This window comes from Salmonella sp. SAL00672 (assembly GCF_046552175.1).
GTDB lineage: Bacteria > Pseudomonadota > Gammaproteobacteria > Enterobacterales > Enterobacteriaceae > Salmonella > Salmonella enterica.
This window is the reverse complement of record NZ_JBGDUQ010000003.1, coordinates 285,354-301,497: the sequence shown is the minus strand read 5'-3', so window position 1 is coordinate 301,497 and position 16,144 is coordinate 285,354. Positions and strand designations below refer to the sequence as shown.

General features: G+C 54.8%; 15 protein-coding genes and 1 other annotated feature. Of the genes, 12 read left to right on the top strand and 3 right to left on the bottom strand.

Translation table 11 applies throughout. The features are described from left to right. The first annotated feature begins 21 nt into the window (after positions 1-21). The 10 genes from ACLJTG_RS11365 (at position 22) to hemH (ending at position 8,648) form a co-directional block, all read left to right on the top strand. Positions 22-399 carry a DUF454 family protein gene (locus ACLJTG_RS11365; protein ID WP_001189860.1) on the top strand — a complete coding sequence of 126 codons (378 nt, stop codon included), beginning with the start codon at positions 22-24 and terminating at the stop codon, positions 397-399. 152 nt (positions 400-551) lie between these two features. After that, entirely contained in the window at positions 552-1,103 is a 552-nt protein-coding gene (gene apt, locus ACLJTG_RS11360) for an adenine phosphoribosyltransferase (protein WP_000127350.1), read from the top strand. 113 nt (positions 1,104-1,216) lie between these two features. Further along, positions 1,217-3,145: a DNA polymerase III subunit gamma/tau gene (gene dnaX / locus ACLJTG_RS11355; protein ID WP_198898211.1), complete on the top strand. Its 1,929-nt coding sequence runs from the start codon at positions 1,217-1,219 to the stop codon at positions 3,143-3,145. After that, positions 2,478-2,542: a sequence feature (DnaX frameshifting element), on the top strand. Its footprint overlaps the gene before it by 65 nt. Positions 3,146-3,190: 45 nt before the next feature. Beyond that, positions 3,191-3,520, top strand: coding sequence for a YbaB/EbfC family nucleoid-associated protein (locus tag ACLJTG_RS11350; protein WP_000467098.1), 330 nt, complete (start codon positions 3,191-3,193; stop codon positions 3,518-3,520). Beyond that, the gene (recR, locus tag ACLJTG_RS11345) at positions 3,520-4,125 is read left to right on the top strand and encodes a recombination mediator RecR (RefSeq protein WP_001195023.1); all 606 of its coding nucleotides are present in this window, start codon (positions 3,520-3,522) and stop codon (positions 4,123-4,125) included. The genes ACLJTG_RS11350 and recR overlap by 1 nt, the downstream gene beginning before the upstream one ends. 110 nt (positions 4,126-4,235) lie before the next feature. Next, positions 4,236-6,110 carry a molecular chaperone HtpG gene (gene htpG, locus ACLJTG_RS11340; RefSeq protein WP_001523272.1) on the top strand — a complete coding sequence of 625 codons (1,875 nt, stop codon included), beginning with the start codon at positions 4,236-4,238 and terminating at the stop codon, positions 6,108-6,110. Positions 6,111-6,352: 242 nt separating this feature from the next. Continuing rightward, a complete protein-coding gene (locus ACLJTG_RS11335) occupies positions 6,353-6,490 on the top strand; it encodes a hypothetical protein (RefSeq protein ID WP_162803764.1) in 138 nt (45 codons plus the stop codon). Then, on the top strand, positions 6,487-6,642 hold the full coding sequence (locus ACLJTG_RS11330) for a hypothetical protein (protein ID WP_179110468.1): 156 nt from the start codon (positions 6,487-6,489) through the stop codon (positions 6,640-6,642). Before ACLJTG_RS11335 ends, ACLJTG_RS11330 begins: the two co-directional genes overlap by 4 nt. Before the next feature lie 170 nt (positions 6,643-6,812). Further along, positions 6,813-7,457, top strand: a complete 645-nt coding sequence (gene adk, locus ACLJTG_RS11325; protein ID WP_001220237.1) for an adenylate kinase — start codon at positions 6,813-6,815, stop codon at positions 7,455-7,457. Positions 7,458-7,685: 228 nt separating this feature from the next. Next, on the top strand, positions 7,686-8,648 hold the full coding sequence (hemH, locus tag ACLJTG_RS11320; RefSeq protein ID WP_001250074.1) for a ferrochelatase: 963 nt from the start codon (positions 7,686-7,688) through the stop codon (positions 8,646-8,648). Here the strand turns inward: hemH and aes are convergent. Then, positions 8,645-9,616 (bottom strand): acetyl esterase, encoded by a 972-nt coding sequence (gene aes / locus ACLJTG_RS11315; protein ID WP_000801778.1) that lies wholly within the window; start codon positions 9,614-9,616, stop codon positions 8,645-8,647. The two genes, hemH and aes, sit on opposite strands and share 4 nt — an antisense overlap. A gap of 152 nt (positions 9,617-9,768) precedes the next feature. On the opposite strand from aes, the gene gsk reads away from it, so the two are divergent. Beyond that, positions 9,769-11,073 (top strand): inosine/guanosine kinase, encoded by a 1,305-nt coding sequence (gene gsk, locus ACLJTG_RS11310; protein ID WP_000671592.1) that lies wholly within the window; start codon positions 9,769-9,771, stop codon positions 11,071-11,073. A 48-nt stretch (positions 11,074-11,121) separates the two neighbouring features. Here gsk and ybaL read toward each other — a convergent pair whose 3' ends face one another. Continuing rightward, positions 11,122-12,798 (bottom strand): YbaL family putative K(+) efflux transporter, encoded by a 1,677-nt coding sequence (gene ybaL, locus ACLJTG_RS11305; RefSeq protein ID WP_000546202.1) that lies wholly within the window; start codon positions 12,796-12,798, stop codon positions 11,122-11,124. 214 nt (positions 12,799-13,012) lie between these two features. Then, positions 13,013-14,233: an MFS transporter gene (locus ACLJTG_RS11300; RefSeq protein WP_001251593.1), complete on the bottom strand. Its 1,221-nt coding sequence runs from the start codon at positions 14,231-14,233 to the stop codon at positions 13,013-13,015. Positions 14,234-14,405: 172 nt separating this feature from the next. Between ACLJTG_RS11300 and ushA the strand changes: the two genes are divergently transcribed. Then, on the top strand, positions 14,406-16,058 hold the full coding sequence (gene ushA, locus ACLJTG_RS11295) for a bifunctional UDP-sugar hydrolase/5'-nucleotidase UshA (RefSeq protein ID WP_000670398.1): 1,653 nt from the start codon (positions 14,406-14,408) through the stop codon (positions 16,056-16,058). Positions 16,059-16,144 lie beyond the last annotated feature (86 nt).

Genomic DNA, 16,144 nt, shown 5'->3' with positions numbered 1-16,144 from the left:
TGTTTGATAACGATTCGCATTATGCAACGTACTATTTTAATCATCATTGGCTGGCTGGCGGTAGTATTAGGGACATTGGGCGTGGTTTTGCCCCTGTTGCCGACTACGCCGTTCATTTTACTGGCGGCCTGGTGTTTCGCCCGCTCGTCGCCGCGTTTCCATGCCTGGTTGTTATACCGCTCATGGTTTGGCGGTTATCTCCGCCACTGGCAGCGCTATCGGGCCATGCCGCCGGGAGCGAAACCGCGAGCGATCGCGTTGATATTGCTGACCTTTGGTATATCGCTGTGGCTGGTGAATATGATGTGGGTGCGGGTGCTGCTGTTGGTTATTTTGGCCTGTCTGCTGATTTTTATGTGGCGGATACCGGTGATTGATGAAAAGCAACAAAAGCGCTGAAGCACACGAATCGCTGTTGCAATTGTCGTTCACAGCCAGTAAATTCGACCGTTTTCGAGCACAGGCGCAGGCGGTCAAAGAGTAACCGAGCGTTACCCCTGACCGAAAAGTATTGCGCCGTGAGTAACACCGTACTTAGCAGGCATATATCCATGACCGCGACTGCACAGCAGCTTGAGTTTCTCAAAAACAGCATCAAAAGCATTCAGGATTACCCGAAACCGGGCATTCTTTTCCGTGATGTCACCAGCTTACTGGAAGACCCGAAAGCCTACGCGCTCAGTATTGAACTGTTGGTTGAGCGTTATAAAAATGCGGGTATCACCAAAGTGGTCGGCACCGAAGCGCGTGGCTTCCTGTTTGGCGCGCCGGTTGCGCTTGGGCTGGGCGTTGGTTTTGTTCCGGTACGTAAACCGCGCAAATTACCGCGTGAAACTATTGCCGAGACCTATGAATTAGAGTACGGCACCGATCAGCTGGAAATTCATGTCGACGCGATTAAACCTGGCGACAACGTGCTGGTCGTGGACGATCTGCTGGCGACTGGCGGCACCATTGAGGCGACCGTGAAGCTGATCCGTCGTCTGGGCGGGAAAGTCACCGATGCGGCGTTCATCATTAATTTGTTCGATCTGGGCGGCGAGCAGCGTCTGGAAAAGCAGGGGATTACCTGTTATAGCCTGGTGCCGTTTCCAGGGCATTGATTCAGGCTATCCGCACTGCTATTTTAGCCAGAGAGACAACCTCGCTGTATCGGCGAGGTTGTGTTAGCATTACCCTTCTATGAATCCACCTTCCAGCGTTTCAGAGCCTGCCAATGAGTTATCAGGTCTTAGCCAGAAAATGGCGCCCACAAACCTTTGCTGACGTCGTCGGCCAGGAACATGTGCTGACCGCACTGGCGAACGGCTTGTCGTTAGGGCGCATTCATCACGCATATCTTTTTTCCGGCACGCGCGGCGTCGGTAAAACCTCTATCGCCCGGCTGCTGGCGAAGGGGCTGAACTGCGAAACCGGTATTACCGCGACGCCGTGCGGCGTTTGCGATAACTGTCGGGAAATTGAGCAAGGGCGTTTTGTCGATCTCATTGAGATTGACGCCGCATCGCGTACCAAAGTCGAAGACACCCGCGACCTGCTGGATAACGTCCAGTACGCGCCTGCGCGCGGTCGCTTTAAAGTCTATCTGATCGATGAAGTCCACATGCTGTCGCGCCACAGCTTTAATGCGCTACTTAAAACGCTTGAAGAGCCGCCAGCGCATGTGAAATTTTTACTGGCGACCACCGATCCGCAGAAGCTGCCGGTGACCATTTTGTCGCGCTGCCTACAGTTTCATCTCAAAGCGCTGGATGTTGAACAGATTCGCCATCAGCTTGAGCATATTCTCAATGAGGAACATATCGCTCACGAACCCCGCGCGTTGCAGTTGTTATCACGCGCGGCTGACGGCAGCCTGCGCGATGCATTAAGTCTGACTGACCAGGCGATCGCCAGCGGCGACGGGCAGGTTTCGACGCAGGCGGTAAGCGCCATGCTCGGTACGCTGGACGACGACCAGGCTTTGTCATTAGTCGAGGCGGTGGTTGACGCTAACGGCGAACGCGTCATGTCGCTTATCAACGAGGCGGCGGCGCGCGGTATTGAATGGGAAGCGCTGCTGGTCGAAATGCTTAGCCTGCTGCACCGTATTGCGATGGTGCAACTTTCGCCTGCCGCGTTAGGCAGCGATATGGCGGCTATCGAGCAACGGATGCGCGAACTTGCCCGGACGGTGCCTCCCGGCGATCTTCAGCTCTATTATCAGACGTTGTTGATTGGTCGCAAAGAATTGCCCTGGGCGCCGGACCGGCGGATGGGCGTTGAAATGACGTTACTGCGTGCGCTGGCGTTTCACCCGCGTATGCCCTTGCCGGAGCCTGAAACGCCGCGGCAGTCTTTTGCGCCCGTGGCCCCAACGGCGGTAATGACGCCGCCGCAGGTGCAGCAGCCGTCGGTGCCCGCGCCGCAGACATCGCCAGCGCCGCTGCCGGCGTCTACCAGTCAGGTGCTGGCGGCGCGCAATCAGCTACAGCGCGCGCAGGGAGTAACCAAAACAAAAAAGAGTGAACCGGCAGCCGCATCCCGCGCGCGGCCGGTGAATAACTCTGCGCTGGAGCGGCTGGCCTCGGTTTCGGAGCGCGTACAGGCGCGCCCGGCGCCGTCTGCGCTGGAAACGGCGCCAGTAAAGAAAGAGGCTTATCGCTGGAAGGCCACCACGCCGGTAGTACAAACCAAAGAAGTGGTGGCTACGCCAAAAGCGCTTAAGAAAGCTCTGGAGCATGAAAAAACGCCGGAGCTGGCGGCTAAACTGGCGGCGGAAGCGATTGAGCGCGATCCGTGGGCGGCGCAGGTAAGCCAGCTTTCTTTGCCTAAGCTGGTGGAGCAGGTGGCGCTCAATGCCTGGAAGGAGCAGAACGGCAACGCGGTTTGTCTGCATCTGCGCTCGACGCAGCGGCACCTCAATTCCAGCGGCGCGCAGCAAAAGCTGGCGCAAGCGCTCAGCGATCTGACGGGAACGACGGTTGAACTGACCATCGTTGAAGATGATAATCCCGCGGTGCGTACGCCGCTGGAATGGCGTCAGGCCATTTATGAAGAGAAACTCGCGCAAGCGCGTGAGTCAATTATTGCGGATAATAACATTCAGACGCTGCGTCGATTCTTCGACGCCGAGCTGGATGAAGAGAGTATCCGCCCCATTTGATCGTAAGCCCGGCTTGCGATTGTGAACCATCAAGAGAGAGAGCTTATGTTTGGAAAAGGCGGTCTGGGCAATCTGATGAAGCAGGCCCAGCAGATGCAGGAAAAAATGCAGAAAATGCAGGAAGAGATTGCGCAGCTGGAAGTGACCGGCGAATCCGGCGCGGGTCTGGTGAAGGTTACCATCAACGGCGCGCATAACTGCCGCCGCGTGGAAATTGACCCAAGCCTGCTGGAAGATGACAAAGAGATGCTGGAAGATCTGGTCGCTGCGGCCTTCAACGATGCGGCGCGCCGCATTGAAGAGACGCAAAAAGAGAAGATGGCCTCCGTCTCTTCCGGTATGCAACTGCCGCCAGGCTTTAAGATGCCATTCTGATGCAAACCAGTCCGCTGTTAACTCAGCTTATGGAAGCGTTGCGCTGCCTTCCGGGCGTCGGCCCTAAGTCGGCGCAGCGGATGGCGTTTACCCTGTTGCAGCGCGATCGCAGCGGCGGAATGCGCCTGGCGCAGGCGCTGACCCGGGCGATGTCGGAAATCGGCCACTGCGCCGACTGCCGCACCTTTACCGAGCAGGATGTTTGTAATATCTGTTCGAACCCGCGGCGTCAGGAAAACGGCCAGATTTGCGTGGTGGAGAGTCCTGCGGATATCTACGCCATTGAGCAGACCGGGCAATTTTCCGGGCGGTATTTCGTGCTGATGGGCCACCTGTCGCCGCTGGACGGCATCGGGCCGGATGATATCGGTCTCGATCGTCTGGAACAGCGGTTGGCGTCAGAAAAAATCAGTGAGCTGATCCTCGCGACCAACCCGACGGTTGAAGGAGAGGCTACCGCAAACTATATTGCCGAGCTGTGCGCGGAGGCCGGCGTCGAAGCCAGTCGTATCGCCCACGGCGTGCCGGTTGGCGGCGAACTGGAGATGGTCGACGGTACGACGCTGTCCCACTCGCTGGCGGGACGCCATAAGATTATTTTCTGAACAAACGGAGGCGGCATTCGCGGCCTCCGCTTGAAATCACACCCGCTTGTCCCCATCTCACCCTCAACGTATTTTTACCATTAAAAATGGCATTGTTGAGGTCTATCCACATGAAAGGACAAGAAACGCGTGGTTTTCAGTCAGAAGTTAAACAGCTTCTGCACCTGATGATCCATTCTCTTTATTCCAATAAAGAAATCTTCCTGCGTGAACTCATCTCTAACGCCTCAGATGCGGCGGACAAGCTGCGTTTCCGCGCTCTGTCAAACCCGGACCTGTATGAAGGAGATGGCGAGCTGCGTGTGCGCGTCTCTTTCGATAAAGATAAGCGTACGTTGACCATTGCCGATAACGGCGTGGGGATGAATCGTGATGAGGTGATTGACCACTTAGGCACCATTGCCAAGTCCGGCACCAAATCTTTCCTCGAATCAATGGGGTCCGATCAGGCGAAAGATAGCCAGCTCATCGGTCAGTTTGGCGTAGGCTTCTACTCCGCGTTTATTGTGGCCGATAAAGTGACCGTACGTACTCGTGCGGCAGGCGACAAGCCGGAAAATGGCGTGTTCTGGGAATCGGCAGGCGAAGGCGAATACACCGTTGCCGATATCACCAAAAATGACCGTGGTACGGAAATCACCTTACACCTGCGTGAAGGCGAAGATGAATTCCTCGATGACTGGCGCGTACGCTCGATTATCAGTAAATATTCCGATCACATCGCATTGCCGGTAGAGATTGAAAAACGGGAAGAAAAAGACGGCGAAACCGTGATTTCCTGGGAGAAAATCAACAAGGCTCAGGCGTTGTGGACCCGCAACAAGTCGGAAATTAAAGACGACGAGTACAACGAGTTTTACAAGCACATCGCGCATGATTTCACCGATCCGCTGACCTGGAGCCACAACCGCGTGGAAGGTAAGCAGGAGTACACCAGCCTGCTGTATATCCCGTCGCAGGCGCCGTGGGATCTGTGGAACCGCGATCACAAACATGGTCTGAAGCTGTACGTACAGCGCGTGTTCATTATGGACGATGCCGAGCAGTTCATGCCGAACTATCTGCGTTTCGTGCGCGGCCTGATTGATTCTAACGACCTGCCGTTGAACGTCTCCCGTGAAATCCTGCAGGACAGCACGGTAACGCGTAATCTGCGTAGCGCTCTGACCAAACGCGTCCTGCAAATGCTGGAAAAACTGGCGAAAGACGACGCGGAAAAATACCAAACCTTCTGGAAACAGTTCGGTCTGGTGTTGAAAGAAGGCCCGGCGGAAGATCACGCCAACCAGGAAGCGATCGCTAAACTGTTGCGCTTTGCCTCCACCCATACCGACTCTTCCGCCCAGACCGTGTCGCTGGAAGATTACGTCTCCCGGATGAAAGAAGGGCAGGAAAAAATCTACTACATCACCGCAGACAGCTATGCGGCGGCGAAAAACAGCCCGCACCTGGAGCTGCTGCGTAAGAAAGGCATCGAAGTGCTGCTGCTCTCCGATCGCATCGACGAGTGGATGATGAACTACCTGACCGAGTTTGACGGTAAAGCATTCCAGTCGGTCGCTAAAGCCGATGAATCCATCGAAAAACTGGCGGATGAAGTCGACGAAAACGCGAAAGAAGCGGAAAAGGCGCTTGAGCCGTTCGTGGAGCGTGTCAAAACCCTGCTGGGCGATCGCGTGAAAGAGGTGCGTCTGACGCATCGTTTAACCGACACGCCGGCGATTGTCACCACCGATGCGGATGAAATGAGCACCCAGATGGCGAAACTGTTCGCCGCGGCCGGTCAGTCCGTGCCGGAAGTGAAATACATCTTTGAGCTCAATCCGGATCATGTGCTGGTTAAACGCACTGCCGATACCGAGGATGAAGCGCAGTTTAAAGAGTGGGTCGAGCTGCTGCTGGATCAGGCGCTGTTCGCTGAACGCGGTACGCTGGAAGATCCGAACCAGTTTATCCGCCGTATGAACCAGTTGCTGGTGTCCTGATAACGCTCATCTGATTGCCGGATAGCGACGCGAAGCATCTTATCCGGCCTACGGACGGGTACTGTTTTGTGACTGCCGGATGGCGACGTGAAACGTCTTATCCGGCCTACGGACGGGTACTGTTTTGTGACTGCCGGATGGCGACGCGAAGCGTCTTATCCGGCCTACGGACGGGTACTGTTTTGTGACTGCCGGATGGCGACGCGAAGCGTCTTATCCGGCCTACGGGCGGGTACTGTTTTGTGACTGCCGGATGGCGACGCGAAGCGTCTTATCCGGCCTACGGCGGGTACTGTTTTGTGACTGCCGGATGGCGACGCGAAGCATCTTATCCGACCTACGGGCGGGTACTGTTTTGTGACTGCCGGATGGCGACGTGAAACGTCTTATCCGGCCTACGGACGGGTACTGTTTTGTGACTGCCGGATGGCGACGCGAAGCGCCTTATCCGGCCTACGGCGGGTACTGTTTTGTGACTGCCGGATGGCGACGCGAAGCGTCTTATCCGGCCTACGGCGAGTACTGTTTGTAGGCCGGATAAGCGCCAGCGCCATCCGGCATTTTTTATAATGCCTTCTCTTTTCTGGATTTCTCTTCGTTAACCGTTTCAGCATCAGGCGGCTTCCTTGAGCGAAATGCGTGATGGTGGTATCGTTTAGCGCTTTTTAAAAAATATCGACAACCTTTGAGGGGATTTTCGTAATGCGTATTATTCTGCTTGGCGCTCCGGGCGCGGGTAAAGGAACTCAGGCTCAGTTCATCATGGAGAAATATGGTATTCCGCAAATCTCCACTGGCGATATGCTGCGCGCCGCAGTGAAATCAGGCTCCGAGTTGGGCAAACAGGCGAAAGATATCATGGACGCCGGTAAACTGGTGACCGATGAACTGGTGATTGCGCTGGTTAAAGAGCGTATCGCCCAGGAAGACTGCCGTAACGGTTTTCTGCTGGACGGTTTCCCGCGCACGATCCCGCAGGCTGACGCGATGAAAGAAGCGGGTATTGTGGTGGATTACGTGCTGGAATTCGACGTACCGGACGAACTGATCGTTGACCGTATTGTGGGTCGTCGCGTACACGCCGCCTCTGGCCGCGTTTACCACGTTAAGTTTAATCCGCCGAAAGTAGAAGGCAAAGATGACGTCACCGGCGAAGATCTGACCACCCGTAAAGACGATCAGGAAGAGACCGTTCGCAAACGTCTGGTGGAATATCATCAGATGACCGCGCCGCTGATTGGCTACTACCAGAAAGAAGCGGAAGCGGGCAACACCAAATACGCTAAAGTTGACGGTACGCAGGCCGTTGCCGACGTGCGCGCAGCGCTGGAAAAAATCCTCGGTTAATTTTTTCGCGTAGTGAACCGCTTATCAGGCCTGCCATTATCCCGCAAGCCTGATAAGCGTAACGCCATCAGGCAATCGGTGCCGGATGGCGGCCTGAACGCCTTATCCGGCCTGCTGGTATCGTTAGCGCCATTCGGCAAATTCTCGTCTTACCTCTCGCAGCAATTAGTTCTTCTTTATCGCTTTTCCGCTACAATTATCAACAATTTGAATAGATAAGAGGCGGCAATGCGTCAGACGAAAACCGGTATCCTGCTGGCTAACCTTGGCACGCCAGATGCCCCAACTCCTGAAGCGGTAAAGCGCTACCTGAAACAATTTTTAAGCGACAGACGCGTGGTGGATACTCCTCGTCTGCTGTGGTGGCCGCTGCTGCGTGGCGTTATTTTACCGCTGCGTTCGCCGCGCGTCGCGAAACTCTATCAATCTATCTGGATGGATGGCGGTTCGCCGCTCATGGTATATAGCCGCGAACAGCAACAGGCGCTGGCCGCGCGGTTGCCAGATACGCCCGTCGCGCTGGGGATGAGCTACGGCTCGCCCTCGCTGGAAAGCGCTGTCGATGAACTGTTAGCAAGCGACGTTGACCATATCGTCGTGCTGCCATTGTACCCGCAATACTCTTGCTCAACGGTGGGCGCAGTCTGGGACGAACTGGGGCGGATACTGGCGCGTAAACGTCGTATTCCCGGGATCTCATTTATTCGCGATTACGCGGATGACGGCGCTTATATCGATGCGTTGGCGAAAAGCGCGCGTGAGTCGTTCGCCATGCACGGCGAGCCGGATGTGCTTCTGCTCTCCTATCACGGCATTCCACAACGTTATGCGGATGAAGGCGATGACTACCCGCAGCGCTGTCGCGATACCACGCGCGAACTGGTTTCCGCATTGGGGCTGCCGCCGGAAAAGGTAATGATGACGTTCCAGTCGCGCTTTGGCCGTGAACCGTGGCTGACGCCGTACACCGATGAAACGCTAAAAATGTTGGGTGAAAAGGGGACTGGCCATATTCAGGTTATGTGTCCGGGATTTGCCGCGGATTGTCTGGAGACGCTGGAAGAGATAGCGGAACAGAACCGCGAGATTTTCCTTGAAGCGGGCGGTAAAAAATATGCGTACATTCCGGCGCTGAACGCGACGCCGGAACATATTGATATGATGCTGAAACTCACGGCGCCGTACCGTTAACGCGGCGTCTTCATCCTCGCCATAAAGAATCGCGCGCCGTCCTGCAAGGCATCGTCGGCGATTGTCATCATTCGCGAATAGTGCAGAAAGGCGTGCAGCGTGCCGGGATACATTTTGTATTCGCAGGGCTGCTGGTGCGCCTGTAATGTCTGGTGCAGCAAGCGGCTGTCATCAATGAGCGGATCAAACTCCGCGCTGGCAATAAAGCAGGGCGGCACATCGCGCGTGAGATCGTTATTAAACAGACAATACCAGGGCGATTCCCGATCTTCATCGTTACGCAGATAGGCCTTTTCGTACATGTCCAGATCTTCACGCGTCAGGCCGTCCCACGCGCCGCCGAACAGACGGCGGCTTACCGAATCTTGCAACCCATACAGCCCATACCACAACAGAATCGCGATAACGTTACCGCAGCGAATGTGCTTATCACGTAGCCAGAGCGCGCTGGCAAGCGCCAGCATGGCGCCTGCGGAATCTCCGGCGAAACCGATTTTCTCCACGTTGAGCGAGTATTCATCGGCATGTTGAGAGAAGTAGCTGCATACCGCGACGGTTTCTTCAATGGCCTGTGGATAACGCGCTTGCGGCGACAGCGAATAATCAATGCCGATCACGGTGCAGCCGGTATAACGCGCCAGCAGACGCATTATCCGGTCATGCGTATCCAGGTTACCGAGGATAAATCCGCCGCCGTGCAGATAGTATAAGGTGGCCTGGCTGGTCGGCTGCGGCGAGTAGAGCCGGGTTGTTACATCGCCATAAGGCGTAGGGACGGCGCAGGTGCGGGTGGTCATGGACGGCGCGTCGGCATTCCAGAAACGGCGCTCAAGAAGATAATACTGACGCTGGGTCTCAATATCGCCATCGGCAGGCCAGGGGGGAAGGCCTGGTTGCTGGAAGTTTACGACGGCTTTCATTTCGTCTGACAGTCGGGTGAGTACGGGAATTTTATTTTCCGGCTTCATAAAACGCTCCTTGTGAAAGTGAACCATTGTAAAAAACGCGGCTGGAGAAACTGCGATCTCGTCGTCCGATATTGAAACGCCATCGTCCGTCGCGCGCAGCAGGGGGAATGTGCTACCATGCAGCGCTCCGTTATTCATCCGTAAGCACAATCATGAAATTTCCCGGTAAACGTAAATCCAAACACTATTTTCCCGTCAATGCGCGTGACCCGTTGTTGCAACAAATTCAGCCAGAACAGGAAACCAATGCCTCTTGGGTCGTCGGTATCGACCAGACGTTGGTGGATATTGAGGCGAAAGTGGATGACGATTTTATTACACGCTATGGATTAAGCGCCGGGCATTCTCTGGTGATAGAAGACGAGGTGGCGGAGAAGCTGTATCAGGAACTGACGCGGGAAAATTTGATCACCCATCAGTTTGCTGGCGGCACTATAGGCAATACGATGCATAATTACTCGGTACTGGCGGATGACCGTTCGGTGTTACTGGGCGTGATGTGCAGCAACATTGAGATTGGCAGCTACGCTTATCGCTACCTGTGTAATACTTCCAGCCGTACCGACCTGAATTATCTGCAAGCGGTAGATGGCCCGATTGGCCGCTGTTTCACGCTGATTGGCGAATCCGGCGAGCGTACCTTCGCTATCAGCCCCGGCCATATGAATCAGTTACGGGCGGAAAGTATTCCGGAAGCGGTGATCGCTGGCGCTTCCGCGCTGGTGTTGACCTCATATCTGGTGCGCTGTAAGCCTGGCGAACCGATGCCTGACGCGACGATGAAAGCGATCGAATACGCGAAAAAGCATAACGTGCCGGTTGTCATGACGCTGGGCACCAAATTTGTGATCGCCGATAATCCGCAGTGGTGGCAGGCGTTTCTCAAAGAGAATGTCTCGATTCTGGCAATGAATGAAGAAGAAGCGGAAGCGCTGACCGGCGAAAACGACCCGCTGCTGGCGGCGGATAAGGCGCTGGACTGGGTCGACCTGGTGTTATGCACCGCCGGGCCGATAGGGTTATATATGGCGGGCTTCACCGAAGAGGAAGCAAAACGTAAAACCCAGCATCCGCTGCTACCGGGAGCTATTGCTGAATTTAACCAGTATGAATTTAGCCGGGCAATGCGCCATAAAGATTGTATTAATCCGCTGCGCGTTTATTCGCATATTGCGCCGTATATGGGCGGGCCGGAAAAAATCATGAACACCAACGGCGCGGGCGATGGCGCGCTGGCGGCGCTGCTGCACGATATTACGGCGAACAGTTACCATCGTAGCAACGTACCGAACTCCAGTAAGCACAAATTTACCTGGCTGACCTATTCGTCGCTGGCGCAGGTGTGTAAATATGCTAACCGTGTCAGTTATCAGGTACTGAACCAGCATTCTCCGCGTCTGACACGCGGGCTGCCGGAACGTGAGGACAGCCTGGAAGAGTCGTACTGGGATCGCTAATCTGGCTTGCCCGATGGCGCTGCGCGCATCGGGCCGTCCGGAAAACCCTTAACTGGCGACGACTTCACCCGCGGGCGGCGTTTCAAGCAGTTCCAACATCGCCCGGGCAATTTCTCGCTCGCCCATCACTACCTGATTGGCTCCCCGCTCGGTAATATATTTCACTTCATCATCATAGTGTGCGCGGGCGATTATCTCGATATCAGGACTTTTTTCCCGCGCTGAGGCGACAATCTCACCGGCTTCGTAACCGTTGGGGATGGTCAATAACAGCCAGCGGGCGCAGTCCAGATGCGCCAGATTCATGATTTCTTCGTTAGCGGCGTTGCCCAGCACGGCGCGAATCCCGCGTTCGCGCAGTTCATCCACGCGGGTACGGGACGTTTCGATAACCACCAGCGGAATCCCCGCCGCCAGTAATTTTTCTCCCAGCAGACTGCCTACGCGGCCAAAACCCACCAGCAGGGCATGATTACAGATATCCACCGGAATTTGCTTCTCTTCTTCGATAGCCTCTTCCAGAGTTTGCTCTTCCAGCGTTTCGGTTTTCGCCAGATACTTCTCCAGCAGGGTAAACAGTACGGGATTAAGCATAATCGACAAAATAGCGCCTGCCAGCACCAGGTTCTGTCCCGCTTGCGGCAGCAGGTTGAGCGCCATGCCGAGTCCGGCGAGAATAAAGGCGAACTCGCCGATTTGCGCCAGGCTGGCGGCAATGGTCAGCGCGGTTCGCGGCGAGTGGCCGAACATACGCACCAGGAAAAACGCAGCGATCGATTTACCAAAGACGATAATGGCAAGCGTCGCCAACACCGCCAGCGGCTGTTGGATCAAGACTAACGGATCGAACAACATGCCGACGGAAACAAAAAACAGGACGGCAAAGGCGTCGCGCAGCGGCAACGTATCGTGCGCCGCCCGGTGACTCAGCTCCGACTCATTAAGCACCATTCCAGCGAAGAACGCGCCCAGCGCAAAAGAGACGTCAAACAGTTCTACCGCGCCAAACGCAATGCCTAACGCCAGCGCCAGTACGGAAAGGGTAAACAATTCGCGCGAGCCGGTGGCGGCGCTGCGAGCCATAATCCACGGCACCAGGCGGCGTCCGACCAGCATCATGATGGCGATAAACGCCACCACTTTACCAATGGTTATCCCCATATCGACTGCCAGCGAGGCTATGCCGACATCGCCTTTTTCCACCATGCCGGCAACGGCGGGCAGCAAGACCAGCGTCAGTACCATCACCAGATCTTCGACAATCAGCCAGCCGATGGCGATTTGCCCGCGCTGGCTATCAAGGAGTTGCCGCTCCTCAAGCGCGCGCAGCAGGACGACGGTACTGGCGGTAGACAGACAGAGCCCAAAAACGATGCCGGTCATTAATGACCATCCCAGCACGGCGGAAAGCGCCATACCCAGCAGCGTCGCCACCGCTATCTGAGCGACAGCGCCGGGAATGGCGATAGACTTTACCGCCATCAAATCCTTCAGCGAAAAATGCAGCCCGACGCCGAACATCAATAGAATCACGCCGAGCTCCGCCAGCTCCGGCGCCAGTTTGGTATCCGCAACAAAACCAGGGGTAAAAGGTCCCGCCAGAACGCCCGCTAACAGATATCCCACCAGTGGAGAAATACGCAATTTGTTGGCAATCATGCCGAGAATAAAAGCGAGCACAAGGCCGCCGACAATGGTGGTGATAAGCGGGGTAGCGTGATGCATTCCGTCTCCTTTGGTTGCTGGACTCCAAAACTCCGGGTAATAGTTTATGACAATTTCAATCAGGATGTTTATAAAAAATGGTTGTGTTTTATAAAAAAATACAATCTGACGGTAAAAAGAGCACGGAACGGAAAAGTGATAAGTATGGGATGGGCAAAGCATGATGGCATCGGGATGTACAGGCGGTTAAAGCGTACCTTTAACCGCCATAAAATCACGCTTTATGTCGATTATCAGGTAAGAATATGGTCAGTATCCCCAGAAGCGGCAGGAAAGCACAGATTTTATAAACTAAATAGATACTGGTATGGTCGGCAATCAGCCCCAGCACCGCTGCGCCCAGGCCTCCCATCCCGAAGGCAAACCCGAAAAACAGGCCGGAAACCATACCGATGCGTCCTGGCAGCAGCTCCTGGGCATACACCAGAATGGCGGAAAACGCCGACGCGAGAATAAAGCCGATAATCACCGTTAAAATCCCCGTCCAGTACAGCGTGGCGTAGGGTAAAACAAGGGTAAACGGCGCGACGCCGAGAATAGAGCCCCAAATCACATATTTCCTGCCGATTTTATCGCCCACCGGCCCGCCGATTACCGTCCCGGCAGCCACCGCAAACAGGAAGGCAAACAGATGGAGCTGCGCGTTTTGTATTGATAATCCGAATTTTTGCATCAGATAAAAGGTGTAATAGCTACTGATGCTCGCCATATAGAAATATTTCGAGAAAATGAGTAGCAATAATACGCTGACCGCCAGCACGACTTTATTGCGCGGCAGCGGGTTAGCGATTATCGCTTTTGGCTTGCCTTTCGCTATCCGGTGCTGGGCTGCATACCAGCGGCTGATCTGCGCCAGCACCACGATCGCCAGCAGCGCGGCCAGCACAAACCAGGCGACATTCCCTTTGCCATAGGGCGCGATAATCACGGCGGCCAGCAGCGGACCCAACGAACTGCCGAAGTTACCGCCGACCTGGAAGATAGACTGCGCCAGACCATGACGTCCGCCGGAGGCCATGCGCGCCACGCGGGACGATTCCGGGTGAAAAACGGACGAGCCGGTACCCACCAGCGCCGCAGCGAGCAATACGCCGCCAAAACTTCCCGCCATTGCCAGCAGTACCAGCCCGCTCAGGGTAAAACACATGCCGACAGGCAGCGACCACGGCATGGGATATTTATCCGTCCAGTAGCCGACGACCGGTTGCAGTAGCGATGAGGCGAGCTGGAACGTCAGGGTGATCAAACCTATCTGGACGAAAGTCAGCGAAAACTCCGCCTGCAACAGGGGATAAATGGCTAAGATTAGCGACTGGATCATATCGTTCAGCAGATGGGAAAGACTGATCGCGCCCAAAATACCAAACGAAGTACGTGCTTTAGCGGCCGCTGCGGGCGCGCCGGCTAACGGCTGGGTTGGTTCACTCATGGCCATAGAAAGTCACTTAAATTTTATGCGATGTTGGAGATAGTAGGATGTGTAATTATTACCTGCCTAACATACCTGTGAAATGTGTTTGAAGGAAGTCTCAATTCTGAAAACATATTTGTCTATTATTGCAAGGAAAGGTAATTTCTGCGGTTGATATTGAGTCAGGGAGAGAAAGATGAAATTTTTGAAACGGGGTGTGGCGCTGGCGTTACTGGCGGCGTTCGCGCTGACGACTCAGCCTGCACAGGCTTACGAAAAAGATAAAACCTATAAAATTACTATCCTGCATACCAACGATCACCACGGTCACTTCTGGCGCAGCGAATATGGCGAATATGGTCTGGCAGCGCAAAAAACGCTGGTGGACAGTATCCGTAAAGAGGTGGCGCAAGAGGGGGGAAGCGTCCTGTTGTTATCCGGCGGCGACATTAATACCGGAGTGCCGGAATCCGATCTCCAGGATGCGGAGCCCGATTTCCGCGGGATGAATCTGATTGGCTACGACGCTATGGCCGTCGGTAATCATGAATTTGATAACCCGCTCACCGTATTGCGCCAGCAGGAAAAGTGGGCGAAGTTTCCCTTTCTTTCCGCCAATATTTATCAAAAAAGTACCGGCGAGCGTCTGTTTAAGCCGTGGGCTATTTTTACACGCCAGGATATAAAAATCGCGGTAATCGGCTTAACCACCGATGACACGGCGAAAATAGGCAACCCGGAATATTTCACCGATATTGAGTTTCGTAAACCTGCTGAAGAAGCAAAGGTGGTGATTCAGGAACTTAATATGAATGAAAAACCGGACGTGATTATCGCGACCACGCATATGGGACATTATGACAACGGCGATCACGGTTCGAACGCGCCGGGCGACGTTGAGATGGCGCGTAGCCTGCCTGCCGGTTCGTTGGCGATGATTGTGGGCGGTCACTCACAAGACCCGGTATGCATGGCGTCGGAAAATAAAAAACAGGTGAATTACGTACCGGGAACGCCCTGCGCGCCGGATAAGCAAAATGGTATCTGGATCGTGCAGGCGCATGAGTGGGGTAAATATGTGGGCCGCGCGGATTTCGAATTCCGTAACGGCGAGATGAAAATGGTTAACTACCAGCTTATTCCGGTAAATCTCAAGAAAAAAGTGACCTGGGATAACGGGAAAAGCGAGCGTGTACTTTACACGCCGGAAATCGCCGAAAATCCGCAAATGCTCTCGTTATTAACGCCGTTCCAGAATAAAGGTAAAGCGCAACTGGAGGTGAAAATTGGTAGCGTGAATGGCCTTCTTGAAGGCGATCGCAGTAAGGTCAGATTTGTCCAGACCAATATGGGACGGGTGATTCTGGCTGCGCAGATCGCGCGCACCGGCGCCGATTTTGGCGTGATGAGCGGCGGCGGTATTCGCGACTCGATTGAGGCGGGAGATATTACCTATAAAAGCGTGCTCAAGGTACAGCCATTCGGCAACATTGTGGTGTATGCCGATATGAGCGGTAAAGAGGTGGTTGATTATCTCACCGCCGTAGCGCAGATGAAACCGGATTCCGGCGCCTATCCACAGTTCGCCAATGTGAGCTTTGTCGCCAAAGAGGGCAAGCTCACCGATCTGAAAATCAAAGGCGAGCCTGTTGATCCGGCCAAAACCTACCGCATGGCGACGCTGAGTTTCAACGCCACGGGCGGCGATGGTTATCCGCGCATCGATAACAAACCGGGATACGTGAATACCGGGTTTATTGATGCGGAAGTGCTGAAAGAGTTTATTCAGCAGAATTCACCGCTGGATGCGGCGGCGTTTACGCCAAAAGGCGAGGTGAGCTGGCTGTAGCGGTACGGATAGCCATCACTGCCTGATGGCGCGCAGCCTTAAGGCCTACGGATTATGTCTGCTGTAGGCCGGATAAGGCGTTTGCG

What these genes read in the sequence shown, in the direction of transcription:
- ACLJTG_RS11365 (WP_001189860.1), top strand. Translation starts at nt 22, where the DNA reads ATGCAACGTACTATTTTAATCATCATTGGCTGGCTGGCGGTAGTATTA.
- adk (WP_001220237.1), top strand. Translation starts at nt 6,813, where the DNA reads ATGCGTATTATTCTGCTTGGCGCTCCGGGCGCGGGTAAAGGAACTCAG.
- aes (WP_000801778.1), bottom strand. Translation starts at nt 9,616, where the DNA reads ATGAAGCCGGAAAATAAAATTCCCGTACTCACCCGACTGTCAGACGAA.
- recR (WP_001195023.1), top strand. Translation starts at nt 3,520, where the DNA reads ATGCAAACCAGTCCGCTGTTAACTCAGCTTATGGAAGCGTTGCGCTGC.
- gsk (WP_000671592.1), top strand. Translation starts at nt 9,769, where the DNA reads ATGAAATTTCCCGGTAAACGTAAATCCAAACACTATTTTCCCGTCAAT.
- ushA (WP_000670398.1), top strand. Translation starts at nt 14,406, where the DNA reads ATGAAATTTTTGAAACGGGGTGTGGCGCTGGCGTTACTGGCGGCGTTC.
- ACLJTG_RS11300 (WP_001251593.1), bottom strand. Translation starts at nt 14,233, where the DNA reads ATGGCCATGAGTGAACCAACCCAGCCGTTAGCCGGCGCGCCCGCAGCG.
- hemH (WP_001250074.1), top strand. Translation starts at nt 7,686, where the DNA reads ATGCGTCAGACGAAAACCGGTATCCTGCTGGCTAACCTTGGCACGCCA.
- ybaL (WP_000546202.1), bottom strand. Translation starts at nt 12,798, where the DNA reads ATGCATCACGCTACCCCGCTTATCACCACCATTGTCGGCGGCCTTGTG.
- ACLJTG_RS11350 (WP_000467098.1), top strand. Translation starts at nt 3,191, where the DNA reads ATGTTTGGAAAAGGCGGTCTGGGCAATCTGATGAAGCAGGCCCAGCAG.
- apt (WP_000127350.1), top strand. Translation starts at nt 552, where the DNA reads ATGACCGCGACTGCACAGCAGCTTGAGTTTCTCAAAAACAGCATCAAA.
- htpG (WP_001523272.1), top strand. Translation starts at nt 4,236, where the DNA reads ATGAAAGGACAAGAAACGCGTGGTTTTCAGTCAGAAGTTAAACAGCTT.
- dnaX (WP_198898211.1), top strand. Translation starts at nt 1,217, where the DNA reads ATGAGTTATCAGGTCTTAGCCAGAAAATGGCGCCCACAAACCTTTGCT.